The sequence below is a fragment of the Neorhizobium huautlense genome, from assembly GCF_002968575.1.
GTDB classification, from domain to species: Bacteria; Pseudomonadota; Alphaproteobacteria; order Rhizobiales; family Rhizobiaceae; genus Neorhizobium; species Neorhizobium huautlense.
Genome location: NZ_PVBM01000021.1, coordinates 78779 through 94069 on the forward strand (window position 1 = coordinate 78779; position 15291 = coordinate 94069).

The 15291-nt window shown below is 61.0% G+C and carries 15 protein-coding genes; 11 read left to right on the plus strand and 4 right to left on the minus strand.

Going from position 1 to position 15291, the window contains the following annotated elements:
• The 3 genes from C5L12_RS20595 to C5L12_RS20605 form a co-directional block, all read right to left on the minus strand.
• Entirely contained in the window at nucleotides 1-1149 is a 1149-nt protein-coding gene (locus C5L12_RS20595) for an ABC transporter permease (protein ID WP_105373931.1), read from the minus strand.
• Nucleotides 1149-2231, minus strand: coding sequence for a microcin C ABC transporter permease YejB (locus C5L12_RS20600; RefSeq protein WP_105373932.1), 1083 nt, complete (start codon nucleotides 2229-2231; stop codon nucleotides 1149-1151). Before C5L12_RS20600 ends, C5L12_RS20595 begins: the two co-directional genes overlap by 1 nt.
• 136 nt (nucleotides 2232-2367) lie before the next feature.
• A complete protein-coding gene (locus C5L12_RS20605; RefSeq protein ID WP_105373933.1) occupies nucleotides 2368-4206 on the minus strand; it encodes an extracellular solute-binding protein in 1839 nt (612 codons plus the stop codon).
• A 185-nt stretch (nucleotides 4207-4391) separates the two neighbouring features.
• On the opposite strand from C5L12_RS20605, the gene mepA reads away from it, so the two are divergent.
• The 7 genes from mepA (at nucleotide 4392) to C5L12_RS20640 (ending at nucleotide 11278) form a co-directional block, all read left to right on the plus strand.
• Nucleotides 4392-5447 carry a penicillin-insensitive murein endopeptidase gene (gene mepA, locus C5L12_RS20610; RefSeq protein WP_105373934.1) on the plus strand — a complete coding sequence of 352 codons (1056 nt, stop codon included), beginning with the start codon at nucleotides 4392-4394 and terminating at the stop codon, nucleotides 5445-5447.
• A gap of 117 nt (nucleotides 5448-5564) precedes the next feature.
• On the plus strand, nucleotides 5565-5945 hold the full coding sequence (locus C5L12_RS20615; protein WP_105373935.1) for a methylglyoxal synthase: 381 nt from the start codon (nucleotides 5565-5567) through the stop codon (nucleotides 5943-5945).
• Nucleotides 5946-5953: 8 nt separating this feature from the next.
• Nucleotides 5954-6976, plus strand: coding sequence for a glucokinase (locus C5L12_RS20620; RefSeq protein ID WP_105373936.1), 1023 nt, complete (start codon nucleotides 5954-5956; stop codon nucleotides 6974-6976).
• A gap of 126 nt (nucleotides 6977-7102) precedes the next feature.
• Nucleotides 7103-8890 carry an ABC transporter ATP-binding protein gene (locus tag C5L12_RS20625; RefSeq protein WP_105373937.1) on the plus strand — a complete coding sequence of 596 codons (1788 nt, stop codon included), beginning with the start codon at nucleotides 7103-7105 and terminating at the stop codon, nucleotides 8888-8890.
• A gap of 93 nt (nucleotides 8891-8983) precedes the next feature.
• Nucleotides 8984-9673, plus strand: coding sequence for a YrbL family protein (locus C5L12_RS20630; RefSeq protein WP_280952540.1), 690 nt, complete (start codon nucleotides 8984-8986; stop codon nucleotides 9671-9673).
• Nucleotides 9674-9798: 125 nt separating this feature from the next.
• Nucleotides 9799-10617, plus strand: coding sequence for a 4-hydroxy-tetrahydrodipicolinate reductase (dapB, locus tag C5L12_RS20635; RefSeq protein ID WP_105373939.1), 819 nt, complete (start codon nucleotides 9799-9801; stop codon nucleotides 10615-10617).
• 25 nt (nucleotides 10618-10642) lie between these two features.
• Nucleotides 10643-11278, plus strand: coding sequence for a 2,3-bisphosphoglycerate-dependent phosphoglycerate mutase (locus C5L12_RS20640; RefSeq protein ID WP_105373940.1), 636 nt, complete (start codon nucleotides 10643-10645; stop codon nucleotides 11276-11278).
• 37 nt (nucleotides 11279-11315) lie between these two features.
• On the opposite strand, the gene phnF is transcribed toward C5L12_RS20640, so the two are convergent.
• The gene (phnF, locus tag C5L12_RS20645; RefSeq protein WP_105373941.1) at nucleotides 11316-12056 is read right to left on the minus strand and encodes a phosphonate metabolism transcriptional regulator PhnF; all 741 of its coding nucleotides are present in this window, start codon (nucleotides 12054-12056) and stop codon (nucleotides 11316-11318) included.
• Nucleotides 12057-12139: 83 nt separating this feature from the next.
• Here phnF and phnG point away from each other — a divergent pair, with 83 nt between their 5' ends.
• The 4 genes from phnG to C5L12_RS20665 all read left to right on the plus strand — a co-directional run bounded on the left by phnG (nucleotide 12140) and on the right by C5L12_RS20665 (nucleotide 15289).
• Nucleotides 12140-12613, plus strand: coding sequence for a phosphonate C-P lyase system protein PhnG (gene phnG, locus C5L12_RS20650; RefSeq protein ID WP_105373942.1), 474 nt, complete (start codon nucleotides 12140-12142; stop codon nucleotides 12611-12613).
• Complete coding sequence (gene phnH, locus C5L12_RS20655; RefSeq protein ID WP_105373943.1) at nucleotides 12613-13215, plus strand: phosphonate C-P lyase system protein PhnH; 603 nt, start codon at nucleotides 12613-12615, stop codon at nucleotides 13213-13215. Before phnG ends, phnH begins: the two co-directional genes overlap by 1 nt.
• 83 nt (nucleotides 13216-13298) lie before the next feature.
• Nucleotides 13299-14411: a carbon-phosphorus lyase complex subunit gene (locus tag C5L12_RS20660; protein ID WP_105373944.1), complete on the plus strand. Its 1113-nt coding sequence runs from the start codon at nucleotides 13299-13301 to the stop codon at nucleotides 14409-14411.
• Complete coding sequence (locus tag C5L12_RS20665) at nucleotides 14408-15289, plus strand: alpha-D-ribose 1-methylphosphonate 5-phosphate C-P-lyase PhnJ (protein ID WP_105373945.1); 882 nt, start codon at nucleotides 14408-14410, stop codon at nucleotides 15287-15289. Before C5L12_RS20660 ends, C5L12_RS20665 begins: the two co-directional genes overlap by 4 nt.
• Nucleotides 15290-15291 lie beyond the last annotated feature (2 nt).

Consider the following 15291-nt stretch of genomic DNA (forward strand, 5'->3'; position numbering starts at 1 on the left):
TCAACCGAACGTCTTTCTTGGATCGAAGGCATCGCGCACTGCTTCGCCGACGAAGATCAGCAGCGACAGCATGACCGACATGGTGAAGAAGGCGGTAAGCCCCAGCCACGGTGCCTGCAGGTTGTTCTTGCCCTGCGCAACCATCTCGCCCAGCGACGGCGAGCCCGGCGGCATGCCGAAGCCGAGGAAGTCGAGCGAGGTCAGGGTCGCGATCGAGCCGGACAGGATGAACGGCAGGAAGGTGAGCGTCGCCACCATGGCATTCGGCAGGAGGTGCCGGTACATGATGGTCCAGTTGCCGACGCCGAGCGCACGCGCCGCCCGGACATATTCGAAATTGCGGGCTCTCAAAAACTCCGCCCGCACCACGCCGACAAATCCCACCCACGAGAAAAGCAGCATGATGCCGAGCAGGACGAAGAAGCCTGGCGGCAGGATCGCCGCGATGATCAAAAGAATGTAGAGAACCGGCATGGACGACCAGATCTCGATGAAGCGCTGGAGCAGGAGGTCCGTCCAGCCTCCGAAATATCCCTGGATCGCGCCGGCCGTGACGCCGATGATCGCCGAACAGATGGTGAGCGCCAGGCCGAACAGGACCGAAATGCGGAATCCATAGATCATGCGGGCGGTCACGTCGCGCGCTTGGTCATCTGTGCCGAGCCAGTTCATGTTGCCGAGGATGCAATTGGGATCCTGATCGCCTTGCGGATAGGCCTTGCACCGATCCCCTTTGGCCATCATCCAGAACGGTTCGGTGGGAGCCGAATGCGGAATATTGGAATTGACCGTCTGATAGGAATAGCGGATCGGCGGCCAGATCATCCAGCCGTTGGCGTCGATCTCCTGCTGAATGAAGTCCGAGCGGTAATCGGTGGTGGCCAGGAAGCCTCCAAACTTTTCCTCCGGATAATCGACAAGAACCGGATAAAGAATTTCCCCCTTGTACGAGGCAAGGATCGGCCGGTCGTTGGCGATGAACTCGGCCATCAGGCTGAGCACGAACAGGATCATGAAAATCCAGAAGGACCAGTAACCGCGCTTGTTGGCGCGGAAGTTGTCCAGCCGGCGCCGATTGGTTGGCGAAAGCCAGGGGCGCCTGGACGGCCGATCTACCTGAACCGTGGTCTTTGCGGCGGATGCCTCCATCAGACATCCCTCCGCTCGAAGTCGATGCGCGGATCGATCCAAGTGTAGATCAGGTCGGAGATCAGCGCGACGATGAGACCTATCAGCGAGAAGATGTAGAGCGTGCCGAAGACGATCGGATAGTCGCGATTGACGACCGCGAGGTAGCTCAGCCGGCCCAGGCCATCGAGCGAGAAGATATTCTCGATCAAAAGCGACCCGGTGAAGAAGGCCGAGATAAAAGCGCCGGGGAAACCGGCAATCACGATCAGCATGGCGTTTCGAAAAACGTGGCCGTAGAGCACCTGGCGTTCGTTGAGACCCTTGGCGCGGGCGGTGACGACATATTGCTTCTTGATCTCGTCGATGAAGGAGTTCTTGGTGAGCAGCGTCGTGGTGGCGAAAGCCGAAAGCGAAAGCGCGATCAGCGGCAGGGTCAGGTGCCAGAAGTAGTCGACGATCTTTTCCCACCAGGACAGCTCGGAAAAATTATCCGACACGAGGCCGCGCAGCGGAAACCAATCGAAGAAGGACCCGCCGGCAAACAGCACGATCAGCAGGATGCCGAAAAGGAAGCTCGGCACGGCATAACCGATGATGATGATGCCGGAGGTCCAGACATCGAAGGTCGATCCGTCCTTCACCGCCTTGCGGATGCCAAGCGGGATGGAGATCAGGTAGGATACGACGAGAATCCAGAAGCCGAGCGAGATCGACACCGGCAGCTTCTCGCCGATCAGTCCAATCACGGACGTATTGCGGAAGAAGCTCTCTCCGAAATCGAAGCGGATATAGTTCCACATCATGTCGAGGAAACGCGTCAGCGGCGGCTTGTCGAAGCCGAACTGCTGTTCGAGTTTCTTGATGAATTCCGGGTCGAGGCCCTGGGCACCGCGATAGCGGGATTCTTCCCCACCGCCCTGGCTCAGCACGTCGCTGCCACCGCCGGAAAGCCGGTCGCCGGTGTCCTGGCCCTGAATCTGCGCGATGATCTGCTCGACGGGGCCACCAGGCGCAAACTGCACGACGAGAAAGGAAATCGCCATGATGCCGACAAGCGTCGGTATCATCAGCAGGAGACGGCGGAGGATATAGGCGCCCATTAGAACTCCCTGTCCGTCATGGCGAACTTTGCCTCACCGCGCATCATAACCAACGTCAAACGGCGTTTTCCTCGTACCTGCCTGCGAATCATCTGGCCCCATTTGGAACAGGAGCCGGCCTGCGGCGCAAGTCTCGTCACTTGCCGGCACTCTTCGACCACCAGATGGCAGGGAAGCCTATGCCGTAGGCAGGCAGTTCGGCGGGCCGGGCAATCCTGTTCCAGTAGGCGATCTTCGCTTCGCCGGAATAGAAGAGAGGCACGACATAGTGGTGCGCCAGCAGTACGCGATCCATGGCCTTGATCGCCGCTACCTGTTCCTCACGATTGGGAGCGGCGGTGATCATGCGGACCAGCTCGTCGACCGCCGGATCGGCAATGCCGGCATAGTTGCGCGAGCCTGTGCGATTGACGGATTCCGATCCCCAATAATCGGATTGTTCATTGCCGGGATTCATCGTCTGCGCCCAAACCGCCCAGATCACGTCGTAGTCGAAGCTTCGGGTTCGATTGACATATTGCGAAGCATCCACAGTGCGAATGCGGGCGTCGACACCGATCTTCTTCAGGCTCGCCACATAGGGGAGCACGGACCGTTCCATGGAGGGGCTGCTAAGCAGTATTTCAAAGCTCATGGGCTTCCCGGTCCTGGCATTCACCATCTGGTTGCCTTTCAGCTCCCAGCCCGCCTCCTTGAACAGGCCGATCGCCTTGCGCAGGTTGTCGCGCACCTTCTGCGGATCGCCGCCCACCGGATTGGTGTAAGGCGTGGTGAATACCGAAGCTGGCACTTTGTCCTTCAGGCCCTGAAGAATTTCGAGCTCGCGGCCTTGCGGCAGGCCCGAGGAGGCGAGCTCCGTGCCCCAGAAGAAGCTGTCGACACGTTTCAAGCCGCCATAGGCCAGGTTCTTGTTCATGTCCTCGAAATCGAAAGCATAGTTCAACGCTTCGCGCACCCGAGCATCCTTGAAGATGTCGCGGCGCATATTCGGCACCATAGCCTGCATTACACCGGTCGCCCGGAACGGATTGGTCAGAGCCTCACGAACGACCCGGCCGTCCTTTACCGCATCGAAATCATAACGTGTGGCCCAGCGGCTCGAACTGTTTTCCTGCTGATAATCGATATTGCCTGCACGGAACGCTTCGAACTCGACGTCGCGGTCGGCGAAATAGGTATAGCTGATCACCTTGAAATTGTACTGGCCGACATTGACCGGAAGATCCTTGCCCCAATAATCGTCGCGCAGCTCGTAGCGAATAGTCGCGCCCGGCTGGAAGGCAGCCATTTTATAGGGGCCGGACCCCATAGGAGGCTCCAGCGTGGTGCGAGAGATATCCCGCTGCTGGCCTTGAGCAGTCTTGCCCTCCCACCAATGCTTCGGCAGCACGGGGAAATCGCCGACGATGGCTGGCAGCTCCCGATTGTTCTTTTCGTCGAACCGGAACGTAACCTCACGCTCGCCCGTCTTTTCCGCCGCTGTCACGTGCCGGTAGTAGTTCGAGTAAAGCGCACTGTGCTCCTTAGCCTTTTGAAAACTGAAGATCACGTCATCAGGCGTCACGGGTTGTCCGTCCGCCCATCTTGCTTCGGGGCGAAGACGGAAGGTCACGGAAGACATATCTTCCGGATAAGAGAGCGCCTCGGCCAGAAGGCCGTAAGAACCAAAAACTTCATCCTCGGAATGTTTCAAAAGCGTATCATACAGGGTGCCGAGTCCAGCTGCCGGCGTGCCTCGATCGATGAGGGGATTGAAATTGTCGAACGTCCCTTCCTCGGAAAGCCGAAGTTCGCCGCCTTTCGGCGCGTCGGGGTTCACATAGGGAAGCCGTTTGAAATCTGCGGGCAGCTTCGGCTCGTCGAGAACAGCAATCGCATGCCGCCATTGTGGCTCCTGCGCCGCGGCGGGTGCGGCCGCCACCGCAACCGCCATGAGAAACATTCCAAAGCTGCCTTTCAGCCGAGCCAAATTCATTCGCTACCCCTTGTTCGAATTCTTTGTTGCGCCGAAGCATAGGGCAAAAGGCGGCAAAAAACAGGAACTCCTGCTCACAAGCGCTTTATCTTCCGTATCGGGACAGCGCTTCTTCGATCTCCATTTCACCAAAATCGTATTTCACAGTAGATTCGAAGCTACTGAGTGATTTGCGGCGGATGGGCATGGCATCGATTTCGCGTTCAATTATTTTGCAGGCGGTTGCGACCGCGCTTCTTTGCACCGCATTGGCCGGACCTTCGGCAGCACAGGAGGGCACCCCGGCGAAACAGCTTTTCGGCGGCGTGGCGCTGCCGAGCAAGGCCGATCCCCAGCCGGTCGGTTTTTACGCGAAGGGCTGCATGTCGGGCGCAGTGGCGCTGCCGACCGACGGTCCGACTTGGCAGGCCATGCGCCTTTCGCGCAATCGGCGTTGGGGCAATCCGCAGATGATTACGCTTCTGGAGCAGTTTTCCCGCGATGCGGCCAAGCTCGGCTGGGGATCCGGCATCCTCGTCGGCGACATTTCCCAGCCCCGCGGGGGACCGATGTTATCCGGCCATTCGTCGCACCAGATCGGCCTCGACGCGGATGTCTGGTTTACGCCGAAACCCAACCAGCCGCTTTCGCCGCAGGAACGCGAAAGCATGCCGTTCACCTCCATGCTCGACAAGAGCAAGTTCCTGACCGTCGACCCGAAGCGATGGACACCCACCCACGCCCGCGTGGTAATGCAGGCGGCGAGTTATCCGCAGGTGGAGCGCGTCTTCGTCAACCCGGCGATCAAGAAGAAGCTCTGCGACACCTGGACGGGCGACCGCTCGCTTCTCGGCAAGGTTCGACCGATCTACGGCCACGACGAACACTTCCACATCCGCATCCATTGCCCCGCCGGAGCGTCCGGCTGCCAGAAGCAGGCGCCGGTCACGGCCGGCGACGGGTGCGACAAGTCGCTTGCCTGGTGGTTTACCAAGGAACCCTGGGCGGCACCGAAACCCGATCCAAACAGGAAGCCGGTGAAACCGCGTCCCGTGATGCTGTCGGATCTGCCAAAGGCTTGCGCAGCCGTGCTTGCGGCCCCTGCGCGCGCCGAAGAGGAGGCGACCTTCGGCGGCGGCGCAATGGCTTTCACCTCCCAGCCAGCCTCCGCTACGCCGGCCAGCAACATCGAAGCCATCATCAACGATCCGCCTGTGCCGACTGCCGAGATTCCTCTCCCGACGCCCCGGCCGCTGCAATAACCATCGACAAGGCCGGCGCTTGAAAGCGTCGGCAGCTCCCCCACCTTCCCAAGAACAATCGGGCACGCTAGAAGCGTGTAAATCGATTGAAACCATTCCTGGGAGAAGGCTCCTGTCATGCCGCCCAAGCCCTGCATCGCGCTGATCGCGCACGACCAGAAAAAGGACGACATGGCGGATTTCGCCCGCCATCATCAAGGCTCGCTGTCGCGCTTTCGCATCGTCGCCACCGGCACGACCGGAGGGCGGGTACAGGATGCCTGTCCGAGCCTCGACGTCACGCGGCTGAAAAGCGGTCCGCTCGGCGGGGACCAGCAGATCGGTGCGATGATCGCCACCGGCGAGGTCGACATGCTGATCTTTTTCATCGACCCCTTGAGCGCCCTGCCGCATGACGTGGACGTCAAGGCACTGACGCGGCTTGCGACCGTCTACGACATTCCGATGGCGCTCAATCGTGCCACGGCCGAAAAACTCATCGACTTTCAGAAGGACTGAGCCTCGCGATGGCCGATAGCATGAAGACCGACAAGCTGCCCTTTCCCATCCTGATCGGCGATATCGGCGGCACCAATGCCCGCTTCTCCATCCTGATCGACGCCTATGCGGAGCCGAAAGCGTTTCCGAACGTGCGGACGGCCGACTATCCGACCATCGACGATGCGATCCAGGCCGTAGTCCTCGACAAGACCTCCGTCCAACCTCGTTCGGCGATACTTGCAGTCGCAGGGCCGATCGACGGGGACGAAATCGATCTGACGAATTGCGACTGGGTCGTCCGTCCCAAGGCGATGATCGTCAATCTCGGTTTCGAGGATGTCCTGGTCGTCAACGATTTCGAGGCGCAGGCGCTGGCCGCTGCCGCCCTGCCGGACGAATATCGCGAAGCGCTAGGACCGAAGGGAGAGCCGCACATGGCGTCCCGCGTCGTTCTTGGGCCCGGCACCGGCCTTGGCGTCGCGGGTCTTGTCTATGCGCGTCATATCTGGTTCCCGGTTCCGGGCGAAGGCGGGCATGTGGATGTGGGTCCGCGCTCGGAGCGGGATTTCGAGATCTTTCCGCATCTCAAGCGGATAGAAGGCCGCATTTCGGCAGAAGAGATCCTGAGCGGCCGCGGCGTCGTCAACATCTATCAGGCCGTCTGTGCCGCCGACGGAATTGAACCCGCTTTCTCCGACCCGGCAGACATCACGGCAAATGGCCTCAACGGCGGAAATCCGCAAGCCGCCGAGACGCTTTCGCTATTTGCCACCTATCTTGGCCGGGTGGCCGGCGACATGGCGCTGATCTTCATGGCTCGGGGCGGCGTCTATCTCGCCGGCGGCATCTCGCAAAAGATACTTCCTGCCCTGAGAGCGCCGGCTTTCCGGGCCGCATTCGAGGACAAGGCGCCGCATAGCGAGCTGATGGCCACAATCCCGACTTTCGTGGTCACTCATCCGCAGGCCGCACTTGCCGGGCTTGCGAGCTTCGCCAGAACCCCCGCCGCCTACGGAATTTCCATGGATGGCCGCCGCTGGCAGCGGTAACAGCTCCATGCCCGAATGCAACAGCGTCGCCGAATCTTGGTCCTGCGGCTTTCAAAACTTCGCCTGAACGGTTAATACCGCCGGCACACGGAACTGCCGGCCGGTGGGCCGAAACGGGAAAGCCTTTTGAAAGCCGCCAAGAATATCAAACGACAAGTCGATTCAGAGACCGTTGTTGCCGTATTGAGGCGCGTGATTGCCGAAAACGGTCGCGCCCATATCCGCGGTTATGCCTTCGCGATTTTCTGTCTCGCGGTCGTGGCACTGTCGACGGCATTCACCGCCTGGATCATGGAGTCGGTGGTCAACGAGGCTTTTGCCAACAAGCGCGCAGATGTCGTCTGGCTGATCTGCCTCTCCATCTTCACCGCCTTCGTGCTCCGAGGTCTCGCAACCTATGGCCATTCGGTCACACTTTCGAAGATCGGCAACAACATCGTCGCCAGTTACCAGCGAAGGCTCTTTTCGCACCTGATGACGCTGTCGGTCGGTTTCTTCAACGAGTCCCGCTCGGCTCATCTGGCGGCTCGGATCAGCCAGAACATAAACGGCATTCGTGACGTCTTGAACCTGACGGTAACGTCGACGGCGCGCGATCTCCTGACCCTTGTTTCGCTGATCGGCGTGATGATCCTGAAGGACTGGGTCCTGTCGCTGATTGTTTTTGCGGTCGCACCGCCGCTCTTTCTTGCCCTCCGATACGTGTCCAGACGTCTGCGCGCGGCAACCAAGGAGGCGATCGAGCTCAATAGCCACGTGCTCGGAGCAACCCAGGAAACGATCCTCGGCATGACCATCGTCAAGTCGTTCACGATGGAAGAGGAACTGACGCGCAAGCTCGAAAAGATCATCCGAGCCGCGGAAAACCGTGCAAACCGTATCGCCCGCCTGACGGAACGGACGGCGCCGCTTACCGAAACCTTCGCCGGCTTTGCGATATCGAGCGTGCTTGCCTATGCCGCCTTCCGGTCGATCTACGACAATATCCCTCCCGGGGCGTTTTTCGCTTTCGTCACCGCGCTTCTCATGGCCTATGACCCTGCACGCCGACTTGCGCGACTTCAGGTGCAAATGGAACGCGCTGTCGTCAACGCCCGGATGATATACGAGCTTCTCGACATGGAGCCGCGCCAGCGCGATCTGCCGGACGCCAGGGATCTTGTCGTGACCGAGGCGAAGATAGAATTCCGGGATGTCCGTTTCGGCTATGGAGCCGACAGCGTCCTGAATGGTGTCAGTTTTGTCGCCGAGGGCGGAAAGACCACCGCCCTGGTCGGACCGTCGGGAGCGGGAAAGTCGACCGTCATCAGCCTGATCCCGCGTTTCTACGATCCGGCTGGAGGGGCGATCCTGATCGATGGGCAGGATATAGCCCACATCACAAAACGGTCGCTACGCAGCCAGCTTGCCTACGTTTCGCAGCAGCCCTATCTGTTCGAGGGCACGATCCGCGATAACATCCGCTACGGCCGGCCAGAAGCCACGGACCTCGAAGTGGAGGAAGCCGCCCGCCTGGCTTACGCGCATGACTTCATCATGGAACAGCCCCAAGGTTACGAAACCCCGGTTGGCGAAAACGGCATCACGCTCTCCGGCGGCCAGCGGCAGAGACTTTCCATCGCCCGCGCTCTTGTTCGCAACGCTCCCATCCTGCTTCTGGACGAAGCGACCTCCGCCCTCGACACCGAATCCGAAGCCGCAGTTCAGAAGGCGCTCGACGAAGCCATGCATGGCCGCACCGTCGTCGTCATCGCCCACCGTTTGTCCACCGTGGTTCGGGCGGACAAGATCATCGTCATGCAACAGGGCAAGGTCGTGGAAGAAGGCGACCACAATTCGCTGATACAGATGACCAACGGCATCTATGCCCGGCTGAACAATCTCCAGCGCACCTCCGGATCTGAACTTTTCTAGACGACCATAACTCATTGATCTGCCACCGCATGTTTGTTACAATTTTGTGACAAACATGCGGGGGGTATTTATTTGTTCGGATCGCCTTTGGATTTGGCCGACGGATGGTCGAAGATCGCCGAAGGCTCTGCCCGGGATGTGTATGCGTCCGCGGACTATCCGGATGTTCTGATAAAGCTGGTCAAGCCCGAATGCATCGGCGTGAACGGAAGCCGAAAGACTAGGCACAGACTCTTGTTCTTTCGCAAGTATCGCCGATTTGGCGCCTATATGACATTCCGTCGCGAATTCGACGAATACCTGGAACAGGCGCGAAAATCCGCACAATGGAATGCCGCTGAACTTCCCATCGCCAAGGTCTTTGGGCTTGTCCATACGTCACTGGGCCTCGGCCTTGTCGTGGAGAAGATCTGCGACCGGAACGGCCAGATGGCGCCGACGCTTCTTTCGCTCGCGCGCTCGGGCAAAGTTACGCAACGGCACTACGACATGCTGGCCGATTTCTTCGAGGAATGTCGCAAGAGACATATCGTGCTGATGGACAAGACCCCCGGCAATTTCGTCGTGGCTCCGAAGGCGGATGGAGGCGAACACATCGTCTGCATCGACGGCACGGGAGACAAGAGCCTCTTCAAGCTCTATTCGGCGAGCCGCTATCTCAACGGATTGAAGCTGGAGCGCTATCACCGCAAGGTGCTTTGGAAGATGGCGAAGGCCATGCAATCGGGCTCACAGCCAGAACGCCTCGATCCGAGACCGGAGGCGATCAAACTCGCCGGTTGATCGCGCGGACGACCGAGCGAAGGCGCACGTCGCCTTGACCTGTCGAAAGTTCCGTGCAACCAGACCTCTCTGCTATCGATCGCGGCGTGGAGCAGACGCCGTGATGTGTCGGCTGGTGAGGCGGAATGAGCAATAGCGACATGAAACTCGTGGTGGTCGGGGCGGCGGGCCGGATGGGTCAAGCCCTGATCCGAGTGATCCATGAAACCGAAGGCGTAAAGCTGCATGCGGCAGTCGGGCGCGAGGGATCGGCTTTTGTCGGCAAGGACGCCGGCGAACTCGCCGGAGTCGGACCGCTCGGAGTGCCCGTCACCACCGATCCCCTGCAAGCCTTTCTGGATGCCGAAGGCGTGCTCGATTTCACCACACCGGCAACAAGCGTCGCATTTGCCGGCCTGGCTGCGCAGGCGCGTATCGTCCATGTGATCGGCACAACGGGGTGCTCGGCCGCGGACGAGGAGAAGTTCCAGGCAGCAGCCCGCCATGCGCGCGTGGTCAAATCCGGCAATATGAGCCTCGGCGTCAACCTGCTCGGTGTCCTGACCGCTCAAGCCGCCAAGGCTCTGCCTGCCTCAGCCTGGGATATCGAGATCGTGGAAATGCACCACAAGCACAAGGTCGACGCGCCGTCCGGCACAGCGCTGCTCCTCGGCGAAGCGGCGGCCAAGGGTCGCGGCGTGGATCTTGCCAGCCAGTCGGTACGCGTACGCGACGGCCATACCGGGCCGCGCCCTGCCGGAACGATCGGATTTGCGACGCTGCGCGGCGGCTCGGTCGTCGGCGATCATTCGGTTATCCTTGCAGGGGAAGGCGAACTCGTGACGCTTTCGCACAGCGCCCGCGACCGTTCCATCTTTGCGCGCGGCGCCGTTACCGCTGCGCTCTGGGCGCGCGACAAGAAGCCCGGCTTCTATTCGATGCTCGATGTACTCGGGCTTTCCTGAAAATCCATCTGGAGGAATTGATCTAATGAGCGGAACTCTCGTCCTTGTTCGCCACGGTCAGAGCGACTGGAACCTGAAGAACCTTTTCACCGGATGGCGCGATCCCGACCTCACTCCGCTCGGCATTCAGGAGGCCGAAACCGGTGGCCAGGCGCTTGCCGATACGGGCATCCAGTTCGACATCGCCTTCACATCGGTGCTGAAGCGCGCTCAGGATACGCTGAAGATCGTGCTCGACAAGGTGGGCCAGCCGGATCTCGAAACCATCCGCGACCAAGCCCTCAACGAGCGTGACTACGGCGATCTTTCCGGCCTCAACAAGGACGATGCCCGTGCCAAGTGGGGCGAGGAGCAGGTGCATATCTGGCGCCGTTCCTATGACGTGCCGCCGCCCGGCGGCGAAAGCCTGCGCGATACCGGCGCCCGCGTCTGGCCCTACTACCTGACCGAAATCCTGCCGCGCGTGCTGCGCGGACAGACGGTGCTCGTCGCCGCGCATGGCAATTCCTTGCGCTCGCTGGTGATGGTGCTCGATCGGCTGAGCAAGGAGGAGATCCTGAAGCTCAACCTCGCAACCGGCGTGCCGATGGTCTACAAGCTGAACCCGGACTCGACCGTCGCATCCAAGGAAATCCTTGGCGACATGTCCGGCGCCCACTGAGGCGGCTTTCCTTCCGATCGAGACCTGAGCGAGCCGTTCAGCTCTCGATCGTAAACTGGACGCTGTCGGCCGGAAACCGGCTGACGGCATACTGGATCGGCGCCCCGTCCGGATCGGTGTTCAGAGCCCGTGCGACCAGAATGATCGCTCCCGGCGACAGCCTGAGATCCACACGGTCCTGCTCGTCGGCGTGGCTCGCCGTTATTTCCGTCCAAGTTCTCAAATAATCGGGAAGGCCAAGCGCCTTGAAAGCGGCAGTGATCGAACCGCTGTCGCGATAGGCTTCCGCAATTCCGGCGAAGCGTGCGGCCGGAAACCATGCAGTCGACCGCGAAACCGGCCGGCTGTCGGCCTTGCGGAGCGTTTCCAGTCGAATCACCGGCGCGCCCTCCTCAAGGCCCAGCGGTATCGCCACACTGGCCGACGCCGGCTCCTCGCCCGAGTGCAGAAGAAGGCCTTCCTTTTCCCGCGCCTGATCGCCGATGCCTTCATTGAACCGGGTGCGCCGCGTGATCGGGAAATTCAGGCGTTCCTTGCGCTCGATCAGCGTGCCGCGGCCCTGCACGGCCCGCACGATGCCCTCCTGCGCCAGGGCCGCGAGCGCACTTCTAACCGTATGGCGGTTGACCCCGAACTGGGCGGCCAGCGCCATCTCCGGCGGCACCTTGCCGGAGGCGTCGTACTCGCCATTGGCGATCGATGCGCGAATCCGGTCCGCAATCTGGCGCCAGAGGGCCACGCCATTCTGCCGCTGTACGTTCACTTGCCCCACATCCATGTCACACGCTTGTTATATCTAAAGGTTACAGGTAAAGTAAGTTGTATGGTTGTCTATATTAATAGACATTTAGAGGTTTAGCAATGGACCCAGCAGAAGAAATTGAGCCGATCGTCGATCTCCAAGGCCGCCGTCGCGCTGCCGGCCTTTTGGCTCAGGCCAGGATGGATGAACTGCAGGCCGCCTGGGACACGCTGCCCGACAGACCCGAGGTGAAAGCCGTGCGCGGACCGGAAACCGGTCTGGTGATGATACGCGGGCGGATCGGCGGCGGAGGCGCCCCGTTCAATCTCGGGGAAGCCACCGTGACGCGGGCAACGATCCTCCTACCGTCCGGCGTTGCCGGCCACGCCCATGCGCTCGGCACCGACAAGGCGAAGGCGCGGCTTGCGGCGATCTTCGATGCACTTTGGCAGGAAAGAGCGAAACGAGACTTCGTGGAAAGCACCCTGCTCGGTCCGATTGAGGCGCGCATCGCGGCGGAAGACAAGCGGACAGCGGAGGAAACGGCCGCCACCCGCGTCGATTTCTTCACAATGGTGCGGGGGGAGGACTGATGAACATCAAGACGCAAGCTCTGTCCGGGGGGTTCCAGGAACCGGTATTCCACTCACAGGGCGTCTTTCGCATGCTGATGGATGGCATGGCGCGGCCGGGAACGGTACACACCATCGCAATGGATATCGGTCAGCCCGAGCCGCTCGGCCAAGCAGCGGGCGCAATTGCGCTGACGCTCTGCGACCACGACACCCCGACATGGCTGAGCGCGGGCCTCCTCAAGTCGCCCGCAGCCGAGTGGATCGGCTTTCATACTGGTGCGCCCATCACGCGCGAGAAGGCGGAATCCCGCTTTGCTTTCGTGGAGGCCGGCGTGGCACCCTCCTCCTTCGGCCTCTTTGCCGCCGGGACACAGGAATATCCCGACCGCTCCACGACGCTGGTGATCGAGATCGGCGCCTTGGGCCAGGGCCAGGCCCTGACGCTGAAAGGCCCCGGCATTCAACAGACGACGACGGTCAAGCTGAAAGGCCTGCCGGAGGTTTTTCCGCGCCTTTGGGCCGATAACCGCGCGCTCTTTCCGCGTGGCGTCGACGTCATCCTGACGGCGGGCAAGAGCCTCTTGTGCCTGCCGCGGACCACACAGATCGCGGTCCAATGAAAGTCGCGTGCGGGCGCCTTTCGACCCAACGACCAATCCTTCCGCACCGCAAGCGGTGCCGAAGACGGGCAGGAGAATAAACCATGTATGTTGCCGTCAAGGGTGGCGAGGCCGCCATCAACAACGCTCACCGGCTTCTCGCCGACCGGCGTCGCGGCGATCGCTCACTTCCATCGGTCACCATAGAGCAGATCGTGGAACAGCTGGGACTCGCCGTCGATCGGGTGATGGCGGAGGCCTCGCTTTATGACCGGACGCTCGCCGCACTCGCCGTCCGACAGTCACGGGGAGACCTGATCGAGGCAATCTTCCTGCTGCGCGCCTATCGCACCACGCTTCCACGCTTCGGCACCTCGGTTCCAGTCGATACGGCAGGCATGACGGTGGAGCGCCGCGTCTCGGCGACCTATAAAGACTTGCCCGGCGGCCAACTTCTCGGCCCCACTTTCGACTATACTCATCGCCTTCTCGACCCATCCCTGCTGAGCGACGAGCCGATCGAGGAGCCGGCGCGCAAAAGCGCATCCGGCGAGCATGTCATGCGGGTTTCCGACATTCTCGCCCATGAAGGCCTGATCGAAGCAGATGGCGAATTTCCCGAGGACAACGAGGCGGGCGATCTGACCCGCGAACCGCTGGAATTTCCCATGGGCCGCGATCTCCGCCTGCAGGCGCTCGCCCGCGGCGACGAGGGTTTCCTGCTGGCGCTCGGATATTCCACCCAACGCGGCTACGGCCGCAACCATCCTTTCGTCGGCGAGGTCCGGATCGGCGAGGTAGAGGTCGAGCTTGAGGTTGCCGAACTCGGCTTTGCCATTTCGCTCGGCCGCATCCGCGTCACGGAATGCCAGATGGTCAACCAGTTCAAGGGATCGTCCAAGGCGCCGCCGCAATTCACCCGCGGCTACGGCCTGGTCTTCGGCCAGAGCGAGCGCAAGGCGATGTCGATGTCGCTCGTCGACCGGGCGCTGCGCGCCGAAGAACTCGGCGAGGATGTCACCGCGCCGGCACAGGACGAGGAATTCGTCATCTCGCATTCCGACAATGTCCAGGCCACCGGCTTCGTGGAACACCTGAAGCTGCCGCATTACGTCGATTTCCAGGCCGAACTCGCGCTAGTGCGCAAGATGCGCGCCGACATCGAAAAAACCCGCCGGGACGGCAACCACAATCCTGACCAGGAGGCCGCAGAGTGACCGAGCTCGCCACCTACAACTTCGCCTATCTCGACGAGCAGACGAAACGGATGATCCGCCGCGCGATTCTGAAGGCGATCGCCATTCCCGGTTACCAGGTGCCTTTTGCTTCCCGCGAAATGCCGATGCCCTATGGCTGGGGGACGGGCGGCGTGCAGGTCACAGCCTCGATCATCGGGCCGGAAGACGTGCTAAAGGTGATCGACCAAGGAGCCGACGATACGACCAATGCGGTGTCGATCCGGGCCTTTTTCCAGAAGGTCGCCAATGTCGCCGTTACCACCCACACAAAGGACGCGACGATCATCCAGACGCGCCACCGCATTCCCGAACAGCAGCTCGAGAAAGGCCAGGTGCTTGTCTACCAGGTGCCGATTCCGGAACCTTTGCGCTTCCTCGAGCCGCGCGAGACCGAAACCCGCAAGATGCATGCGCTCGAGGAATACGGCCTCATGCATGTGAAGCTCTACGAGGACATTGCCCGCCACGGCCGCATCTCCACCACTTACGCCTACCCGGTGAAAGTGGCGGGCCGCTATGTGATGGACCCCTCTCCGACGCCGAAGTTCGACAATCCGAAAATGCATATGTCGGAAGCCCTGCAGCTTTTCGGCGCGGGCCGAGAAAAGCGCATCTATGCCGTGCCGCCTTATACGGATGTCGTCAGCCTCGACTTCGAGGATTATCCCTTCGAGATCCAGAAATTCGAACAACCCTGCGCGCTCTGCGGCGCGCAGGGCGTGTATCTCGATGAAGTCGTGCTCGACGACAAGGGCGGCCGCATGTTCGTCTGTTCCGATACCGACCACTGCGAAGACCGCCGCGAACACGGCCATGCCGGCGAGATGCTGGCACCTGCCAAAGAGGCGGCTGAGTGATG

Coding starts and splice junctions, on each gene's coding strand:
- C5L12_RS20595 (WP_105373931.1), bottom strand. CDS start 1,149: ATGGAGGCATCCGCCGCAAAGACCACGGTTCAGGTAGATCGGCCGTCC.
- C5L12_RS20600 (WP_105373932.1), bottom strand. CDS start 2,231: ATGGGCGCCTATATCCTCCGCCGTCTCCTGCTGATGATACCGACGCTT.
- C5L12_RS20605 (WP_105373933.1), bottom strand. CDS start 4,206: ATGAATTTGGCTCGGCTGAAAGGCAGCTTTGGAATGTTTCTCATGGCG.
- mepA (WP_105373934.1), top strand. CDS start 4,392: ATGGCATCGATTTCGCGTTCAATTATTTTGCAGGCGGTTGCGACCGCG.
- C5L12_RS20615 (WP_105373935.1), top strand. CDS start 5,565: ATGCCGCCCAAGCCCTGCATCGCGCTGATCGCGCACGACCAGAAAAAG.
- C5L12_RS20620 (WP_105373936.1), top strand. CDS start 5,954: ATGGCCGATAGCATGAAGACCGACAAGCTGCCCTTTCCCATCCTGATC.
- dapB (WP_105373939.1), top strand. CDS start 9,799: ATGAGCAATAGCGACATGAAACTCGTGGTGGTCGGGGCGGCGGGCCGG.
- C5L12_RS20640 (WP_105373940.1), top strand. CDS start 10,643: ATGAGCGGAACTCTCGTCCTTGTTCGCCACGGTCAGAGCGACTGGAAC.
- phnF (WP_105373941.1), bottom strand. CDS start 12,056: ATGGATGTGGGGCAAGTGAACGTACAGCGGCAGAATGGCGTGGCCCTC.
- phnG (WP_105373942.1), top strand. CDS start 12,140: ATGGACCCAGCAGAAGAAATTGAGCCGATCGTCGATCTCCAAGGCCGC.
- phnH (WP_105373943.1), top strand. CDS start 12,613: ATGAACATCAAGACGCAAGCTCTGTCCGGGGGGTTCCAGGAACCGGTA.
- C5L12_RS20660 (WP_105373944.1), top strand. CDS start 13,299: ATGTATGTTGCCGTCAAGGGTGGCGAGGCCGCCATCAACAACGCTCAC.